Source organism: Vibrio sp. D173a (assembly GCF_030248475.1).
In genome coordinates, this window is sequence record NZ_JAHGAH010000131.1 from 18,400 (window position 1) to 27,018 (window position 8,619).

Below are 8,619 nucleotides of genomic sequence, written 5' to 3' on the forward strand. Positions count from 1 at the left end.
CAGAGCAATTCTTGCCGAGTTACGTCACATACTGACACATTCAAAATCGGTACATGACCGATGAAATAACCATACAAAAAGTCATATTTTTGGTGTCACAGATGATTGGTGTATTTGTCCCCAATAAATACCTAGTCTAACGTGCAAATTATCTGTTAATTCATCACGGTGATGAACGTCATATAACTTGATACAGTTGGGCCAATTTAGCGTCTTTAGGGGTGTTTACGCACTTCCTCGTTGTCATAAGAGCCGAATGGTATGGTTAATGATGTAAATTTCACCTTTGATGTTTCTGGATTCTCCGGTGCATTTAAAGTCGAAAGCTTCCGGATTACGGAAACAGTCTCTTCTCCCTTTGAAATGAATCTAACAGTATTGTCTGACGACGATGCCATCACATTCGATATGTTAAGCCGAAAAATGGGCGTCCTAAGCCTGTTTGGTCAAGGTGTAGGAACGGCACGCCAGTTTAACGGCAGTATCTCTGAGCTGCGCTATTTAGGCTCCGGTCGCCGCTTCTCGCGCTATCATATTACCTTGGTTCCACATCTTTGGTTTCTTACTCAGCGCCAAGACTGTCGTATCTTTCAGATGCAAACCGCGCCCGACATCATTCGTCAGGTATTTGATGATGCAGGCATGAGCGATTATCGCTTTGAACTGTCAGCGCAATACGAAGCGAAAGAGTATGTTCTTCAATACCGCGAGAATGACCAGCATTTTGTACAGCGACTAATGGCAGAGCACGGCCTTTGGTATTATTTCGAGCATAACGAGGCTGGACATACCATGGTCATCGTCGATAGCAACGATGCGATACCTGAGCTCATCAGTTCACCTACTAATGCTTCTTACCTAGGACCTGTGATTTATCATGCCCAAGGTGGTGGTACGCCAGACCGAGAGCATATTTTCGACCTTGAGCAAATCCATCGAACTCGCACTGGGTTAGTGAGCTACGGCGATTACAACTATCTCACGCCAAAAATTCCGCAAGGTACAAGCGCCGATGAAGGTCCAAACTTTGATTTGCAGCGCTACGACTATCTTGGTCGTTACACAACGCCAGAATTAGGTCAGCAGCGTGCAATAGAGTGGATGTCCGAATACACGGTGGACAGCCATCAGATTGAAGCTGCGAGCGATATCATGCGTCTCACTGCAGGCTACAGCTTCGATATAAGCCAGCATCCTCGTTCAGGCATCAACCGTGATTACCTCATGTTGACGGTGATGCACACGGGCTTTAACCCTCGTGTACACGAAGAAGAGTCGAGCGATGAGCCTACGACTTATCACAATCAGTTTGTCTGCTTGCCTCGAGACGTAACATTCCGCGCGCCTAAAATGGCGTCACCTGTCGTTGATGGCCCTCAAACTGCCGTTGTGGTTGGTCCTGCGGGTGAAGAAATCTACACCGATGAATATGGACGCATCAAAGTTCAGTTCCATTGGGACCGTTACGCACAACGCGATGAGCATAGTTCATGTTGGCTACGTGTCAGTCAATCAATGGCAGCACCCAACTGGGGAGCAGTCTATCTACCTCGCATTGGTCATGAAGTGATTGTGACTTTCCTAGAGGGCGACCCAGACCGCCCGTTAGTGACGGGGGCGGTGTACAACGGTTTACACACGCCGCCATACCCATTACCAGAAAACAAAACGCGCACAGTGTTTAGAACCCAAAGCCATAAGGCTGAAGGTTACAACGAAATGTATTTTGAGGATGAAAGTGACCAAGAAGAGGTTCACTTCCGTGCTCAAAAAGACATGAAGACTAAAGTGCTCAATAACCGTTATCGAGACATCGGAAATGATGAAGAGTTAAAAGTCGGTAACAACCAAGAAAACAACATCTTAGGCGACCGTAAAGAAGTCATTGATGGGCATAAAGCCTCCATTACTAAGCAAACCTTTATGGAGCAAGTTGAGGAAGATGTTCACGTCACTTACAGCGCGAATGAATCCGAGAAAATAGCCAACAACCGAGACTTGTACATCGACGAAAATCGTCAAACTTTGATTGGTAAAGACGATTCACTGGATGTAGGGCAAGACCAAAACACAGTAATCATGGCATCGCGGTCAATTGATGTAGGGGCTGACGACACACATAGCGTCGGCAATAACCTCAGTGTCGAAGTGAACGGTAACACCTCTATCCGCTCTGACGGACAGACCGCGGTAGTGTCTGCTGATGAAATTGCAGTCAAAGTCGGGTTTTCTGGGTTGGTCCTAAAAAGTAATGGCAATATTTTGCTTTATGGCTCGGATATCACGATAGATGGTGCTAGTACGACCAAAGTTCTGGGTTCAAAAGTGAAGATGAACCCTAATAAAGGGGCTGTGAGATTTACAGATGTGACAACCCGCACTCCCAAATCTGTATCTGCTTTGTCTACCCCATCGGCAGGGAGTGCTGCGACGTCAGTTTCTCCACTTGTTTATGTTCAAGAACCAACGCAATCGAAACATTGGTTAGCACTTGAGCTACGCAGTGAGCGAGATGTTTCTCTAGATGGGTTAGAAGTCACTATAACGCATAGTGTCACAGGTCAAAAATTAACTCAGGCTATTCAAAATGGAGGGGCATTTTTTGATGATGTCATTGAGGGTAGTTGGCGCGTTACCGCAATCAGAGATGATCTACTTAATGAGGTTGAGCAACATGCGAGTCGCGAAGAGGCTGTCCTATCACCAGTAAACCAACGAGCACAAAGTGAACTAGATGCTTCGGGAGAGAAAGCCAAACAGTACAAGTATGTTGCTGTTGGTGACTTATGGGATGAAGAACCCAAAGATGACTTCTTACGTGACAACCATGGAGCGCTTGATAGTCAACATGACAAAACCAATGCGGGCTTGAGTGTCGTTTCAAATGAGACAACAGTGATTGAAGTCAAAGCACTTCGAAGTTATCTACCTTTGATCATCGATACTGACGAATACAGCCTTGTTAACAGCTATACGTTTGCACTACTGGCAACCCAAGCCTATGCGAGTGATGAATTTGGTATTCCTGATAGCAAGTCACCCTCTATACCTGATGGTGGGTTAGAAATTCTACTTGAGAAGCTAAGAACAAAAGTACGCCCTAAATACTGTGCTTCTTCTGTGGAAGACTGGCTACTACAGGAAGTACCTTACTCCAAGCACCTTAAATATAAGTTTTATTACGATAGCAATATTGGCTGCGAAGGGTATATTTTAAGCAATGAAGAAATAGCTATTATTGGCGTTCGAGGTACCCAAACATACTTTGGCAATGAAGGCATTCATCGTGTAGGGAGTGATGGATTGGCTCTTCGAGCTATTGAAGCTGAAGACGGTGTCAGGGCAATTTTTGAATCGCCTGGGTATAAAGATGTAATGACCGACTTAGATGCCTCGCAAATAGCTATTCCTGAATTAAATGGAAGTTATGTTCATCAAGGGTTCTACCAATATGCCGCTGCGTTTTGGAAGTTAATTAGAGATGATATTAAAGACTTTCATAGCAAAAAGGATTTTTATGTTTGTGGGCACAGCCTAGGAGGGGCTGGTGCTTTGCTAATTAGTGCGTTGTTAAAACAATATTTCTCTCCGAATACGTTAAGGCTCCACACTTACGGTATGCCACGTACTGGAACCCATACTTTTGTTAAAAACTACAACAGCATTGTTCACCATCGCCATGTGAATAACCATGATTTGGTTCCACAATTGCCTTTTAAATGGACAAATACAAATACCGAAGATACGACTTGGCGTTCATGGGGAAAACGAATCGGTATAACTGGTAAAGTTATGTCGCTCTTAGACAAAGTTGTAGATAGTGATGAAGACAATTATCATCATCATGGCAATTTAGTCCAGCTACTGACTTATAGTCCTGAAAAACACCAACCTAATGATGTAAAGCAGGTTCTTCTGACTCCGAAGCAGACTCACATCACTAGTCTTACGTTTGCGCACGATAAACAAGATGATACGTTTGTATTGGCAAACACATTAAGTAAGGAGCACATCGACCTCAATGGGTATGTTGCGACTGTGCTAGATTCGGGGTTAGATCATATGATGTCAGAATATATTCCTAACTTGAAAGCGCAACTTGAGATGCTGCTTGAAGGGACACTATTCCAGAGCTACGAGAACGCCAATCGAGAGTTAAAAGCGACGATAGAAAGCTTGAATCAAGGTCACCAAGCGCTGCAAAAAGAGTATGAGAGAAGCCAAAGTATTCCTTACCATGTTGGTGAGGCGAAACGTATTAGCTTGAAGATGGAGCAGGAAACTATTGAAGAGTTAGTTGCTAATCTCAAGCGTATTCAACGGGAGTTAGGTGTGCTTGTAAACTCTCCCGCATTGATGCCACCTATTACCTTACTCTATGGTAATGCAGCGCCGTCAGTCATTGACATAAAAGGACAAATTGATGAGTAAAGTTTTTAAAGTAGGCTTACCTTTAGTTGTTTTTGTTGGAGCTTTAGGGCTGTATTATGCAGTGCCTTCTTTCTTTGCCAAGCACAGCAAACCAACTCCGCCATTTGGAGCGTCGCCTGACGATCACTACATTACTATAAAAGGCTTGAAGCCAGAGGATGCGAAGGTTAAAGCATACAGTACATTCTACGGTGGCGGTGAGCAGTGTAAGTCTTTTTCTTGGAGTGCCGTGGACGGTAAAAAACGAAAAGGGGGCAAAGCAATATTGCTCATCGACCATAATTTCTCGCAAGATGAAAGTCACTACGAGCTACGCATTCCTTATACCAACTTTATATCTAACGGTTGTGATATGAAGCAGTACGATATTACTGTTGATGCCGAAAACGCTTACGATACGGTGGGTTTTGCAGAGCTACGAATATACCCACCAAGAATGGAAAGTGATAAATTTATTGCTGCAACGTCATTTTTAGAGGCGAAAAATTGTAGAGCAACATATTATGACGAGTGGCAGAATTGGTCCGACGGCTTTGCTTGTGATTATTACATTGATGGAAAAATGGAAGCAGAGGGGGAGTTTAGTTATTTTAAAATGAGGCTCGATTTTTCCCAATTTACTGACGACACAGTAATTCGATACGACATCACTGCTGGTGATAACTACCGAACAGAGCCTAAAGAGCAGAAAGAAACCAATGACTAGGTTTGGTAAAATAGGCACTGATATATTCAAACTTTAGAGGTATTTTTTGGAAAATAAATCGGTAAATAATATAGATAGTTCAAGAAGGGCGATTGTTGCCTTTTTTATATTCTTTGGATTTATTGAGTTGGTAAAATTAGCTGTGACAAAAGATATGAATTTACTATCAGTGTCCCCGATATTAACTTATTTTTTATTTCAGTTGTGTATATTTTATTGCATATATTTGCAATGATAGTTACTTATCTTATAATATAGTGGAATTTAATTTGATATCCATTATCTATGCTATATACTGGGTACAATTTTATTTTTTCTTTAGTTGCAATTCATGTAAATAGCTTCCCTGATATACATTTATATTTGTCCATTATTATGTTTTTTTGTTTCTTGGCTTTGTAATTGGAAATTATTTCATCAAGAAAAGAGACTTAAGATCAATCGATAAGGAAATAAGAATTAGAGGCTGTGAAATCGAAGTCAAGTATTTAAATCCGTGGTCTTAGCTTAGCTTTGATAAAATGCCATGGTTAAGAACACCATTCAAGCGTTTTGGAAAGGTAGTAGCATTGGTATTTATCTTTGTTGGAGGCTCCGCTGCGGGTTTATCAATAGCTATAGCTGAGGGACTTAAACGCTTAGGGATTTTAGGTACCGAAATTGATATCCATGCCTTCCTGTTTTTTACAATCGGTGTGCCAATTAGCTTAGCTGTCGGTGTGATTATTGCACCTTTAGTTTCTTATTTAAGTCGTTGGCGTAGACTCATTACTAGTATTAAAAAGGAGTATGGCAGTTATGTTGCCTTTTTTATTGGGACAGGTGGTGCTGGTATTGGTATTGGTATTGGTATTGGTATTGGGATAGCAGAACTGCTCAAACGTTCTGATGTTATAAGTCCTAAAGTAGGAGTTCATTACGTTCTATTTTTCAGCCTTGGTACGCTTGTACTATTCACATTTGGAGTGTTGATTTACTCGATGGTAGCTTATCTGCTTGAGTGGCGGAAACTGATTGCTGGCATAGAGAAAGAGTTTGGTGGTGGGCATAAAATCATCTTCAATTCTCAAAAAAAGTCTTATAAGAAAATTCGAGAGATATTAGATAGAGAGGAAAAAGAGACATAACACGAGATTATGGTCATGCTATTTTTATTTTATAATAAAGTAATCAGGATTAAATGTTAGATAAAATAGTATAGTAATTTTGTATTTACATTAAATATATCTAAAATTTATTTTCAATATGTGTTTGTTGAGTTGTTTCTGTCTTTAGGTAGTTCGGTTATGAAAAAAATAAAAATCTTCAAGTTATCTGCATTATTTACTCTGTTCGTTTTTATTGTCTTATTAGTTCTGAGTTTTTTTATTGAGTTCAATGGTGATATAAGTCAGTTTTTTGCCTATCTTTGGCGTAATGTCTTGGATGTATCAAGCTATTTTGCTGTGGTATTAGCGAGCTGTTTCTTTGGCTTAGCTTTCATTTTATGGCTTTTTTACCATGCAACGCGAAAAGGCAAAGGCATAGCGTTGCTAGCTTCGTTATGTGCCTGTGTAGGCTTGTATATTTACGTTTATTACGATTTTTTGGTGTTTGATTATGTAGTCAAAGAAAACCCTTATCAAGGTAGTTTTAGCCGAGATCAGGAACTAGATGCCGATAATAGTCTTAACTTTAAAGAGAAGTATCCTGAGATCTATCGTGATACTATTGATAGTTCATATATCAGTATGGATAAGTATCGTGCTTGGTTACGTAATAATAAAAGTAGTATAGCGCACAACTATAACGTTTGCTTGCAAGGTGACAAAATAGTCTTCACCGCTGTTAGTGAGTTTTTTGATAATGGTGATTACTGCCAACCAGAAACAACGATAGAAGGTACTGATGCCGTTAAGCTTATCTTTACTAAAATTGGTAATAATAAGTATCGATGTAATGAGTGTGATAGTTATTTATTACCAGTATTTTGGATTCATTATCCAGAGAGCTGAGCAAACAAAAGGAAGATAGTTGATTAATAAGTAATAGTCCATCATATTTATTGGCTTCACACTAAAAGTCCTCTGAGTATATCAGAGGACTTTTAATGGATTAGTTAATTAAAATCTAATTCTGAGTATTCACCCTTAGGCTTTCTTCTATCCATATTTTCATTTCTTCTTGGTTATACTTCGTAACTATTTGATTTAATATGTCATGCAAGTTGTTACCTTTATAATTTTTCTGTTGCCAGTTTATATCACTTCTTCGTTGAAACAATAATTGTGATTGTTCTTCAAATGTATCGTTATCATGATACTTAAAAAACTTCATTATCGCAGTATTCCCTTCTCTGTCTTGATGGTTCAAGTCAAGCTCGGTATGTGCGAGTAGAAGCTTAACTAGCTCAGTATTACTGCTCCCAAGAGCGAAATAAAGAGGGGTTTTCCCTTCAGTAGTCAGATTTACGTCTGCACCATGCTGAATCAAAGTCTTTGCTAGTTTTGTTCGTAAATCGTTGTTTGACTCGACGTCTGCACCATAATAACGCCCGTTTATATCAGATAAGAGATTAAGGAATGTATATTGATCATTTGATATAAAATTAGGATCGGCCCCTAATTCTAGCGATTCCAATAGATAGTCATTGTAAAAGCTAAGGTGGTATAAGTTTGAATCGAAGCCTATATCTTCAAAAGTAATATATAGCCCCGTACTTTCATCATTACTATATGGATATAAAAGTTTGTTAGTGGTTTTTTCTATCTGTGACTTTATTTCTTTGATAGTTTCTAACGTTTGATGTGGTTCAACTGTACAATTACAAGGGTTTATATAAACATTATCGATTACTTTATCTATAAAGGATGAAATCGTTTCTCGTGTATAATTTTGCCAGTTAAATACGACATCATCTCTTTTTAAGAAAGTTGATATAATTTCTTTTGTTCTTTTTAGATAGTTAATTTTATTGAACGTATCATTTTTAAATGCATCTTTATCCCCTATTAATAGCATCAATGGCGAATTGCGATAATAATAGTCCCGAATATTTGGGTTAAAGTTTGGCTGGGAAACAAGCAAATCTAATAATTCTATTGGGTGGATAAAAGGGAGCGTATCCAGTTTTGAATCATAAGCAGGGACTTCATACATAAAAGCAATTGCGTAATGTGCTGCAGTATATCCCATGTTATCCTGTAAGTTTGGGTTAATACATCCCTCTTTAAAGCCTTTTAATAATAAAGCCTGCTTTTCACTGAAACTTTTCTCTGTCCATGCTGTACCAGCGTAAATTTTATGGAGAAGTGTTTGCCCATCATCATCTTGGTCATTCCAGTCACACTTTTTCGTATCAGGTGATATTTTTTGAGGCTTGGAATCAAATTCGACTTTATATTGGGGCTCAATTGTATTTTTAGCTGGATTTTGATGGTCACACGCAACCAATAGGGGAAGCACACAAGCCATACCTAACCATCTTTTTTTCATTTGGTATT

Annotated in this window: 5 protein-coding genes; 4 read left to right on the top strand and 1 reads right to left on the bottom strand. The window is 39.6% G+C overall.

The genetic code is table 11. The annotated features are described in order from the left end of the window. Positions 1–261: 261 nt before the first annotated feature. The 4 genes from tssI (at position 262) to KIV40_RS14670 (ending at position 7,131) form a co-directional block, all read left to right on the top strand. Positions 262–4,431: a type VI secretion system tip protein TssI/VgrG gene (tssI, locus tag KIV40_RS14655; RefSeq protein WP_285349911.1), complete on the top strand. Its 4,170-nt coding sequence runs from the start codon at positions 262–264 to the stop codon at positions 4,429–4,431. After that, positions 4,424–5,137: a hypothetical protein gene (locus KIV40_RS14660; protein WP_285349913.1), complete on the top strand. Its 714-nt coding sequence runs from the start codon at positions 4,424–4,426 to the stop codon at positions 5,135–5,137. Before tssI ends, KIV40_RS14660 begins: the two co-directional genes overlap by 8 nt. Before the next feature lie 521 nt (positions 5,138–5,658). Next, positions 5,659–6,264: a hypothetical protein gene (locus KIV40_RS14665; RefSeq protein WP_285349914.1), complete on the top strand. Its 606-nt coding sequence runs from the start codon at positions 5,659–5,661 to the stop codon at positions 6,262–6,264. A gap of 159 nt (positions 6,265–6,423) precedes the next feature. After that, positions 6,424–7,131, top strand: coding sequence for a hypothetical protein (locus tag KIV40_RS14670; RefSeq protein WP_285349915.1), 708 nt, complete (start codon positions 6,424–6,426; stop codon positions 7,129–7,131). 115 nt (positions 7,132–7,246) lie between these two features. Here KIV40_RS14670 and KIV40_RS14675 read toward each other — a convergent pair. Continuing rightward, the coding region (locus KIV40_RS14675) for an ankyrin repeat domain-containing protein (RefSeq protein WP_285349917.1) at positions 7,247–8,619 on the bottom strand (1,373 nt) is incomplete at its 5' end.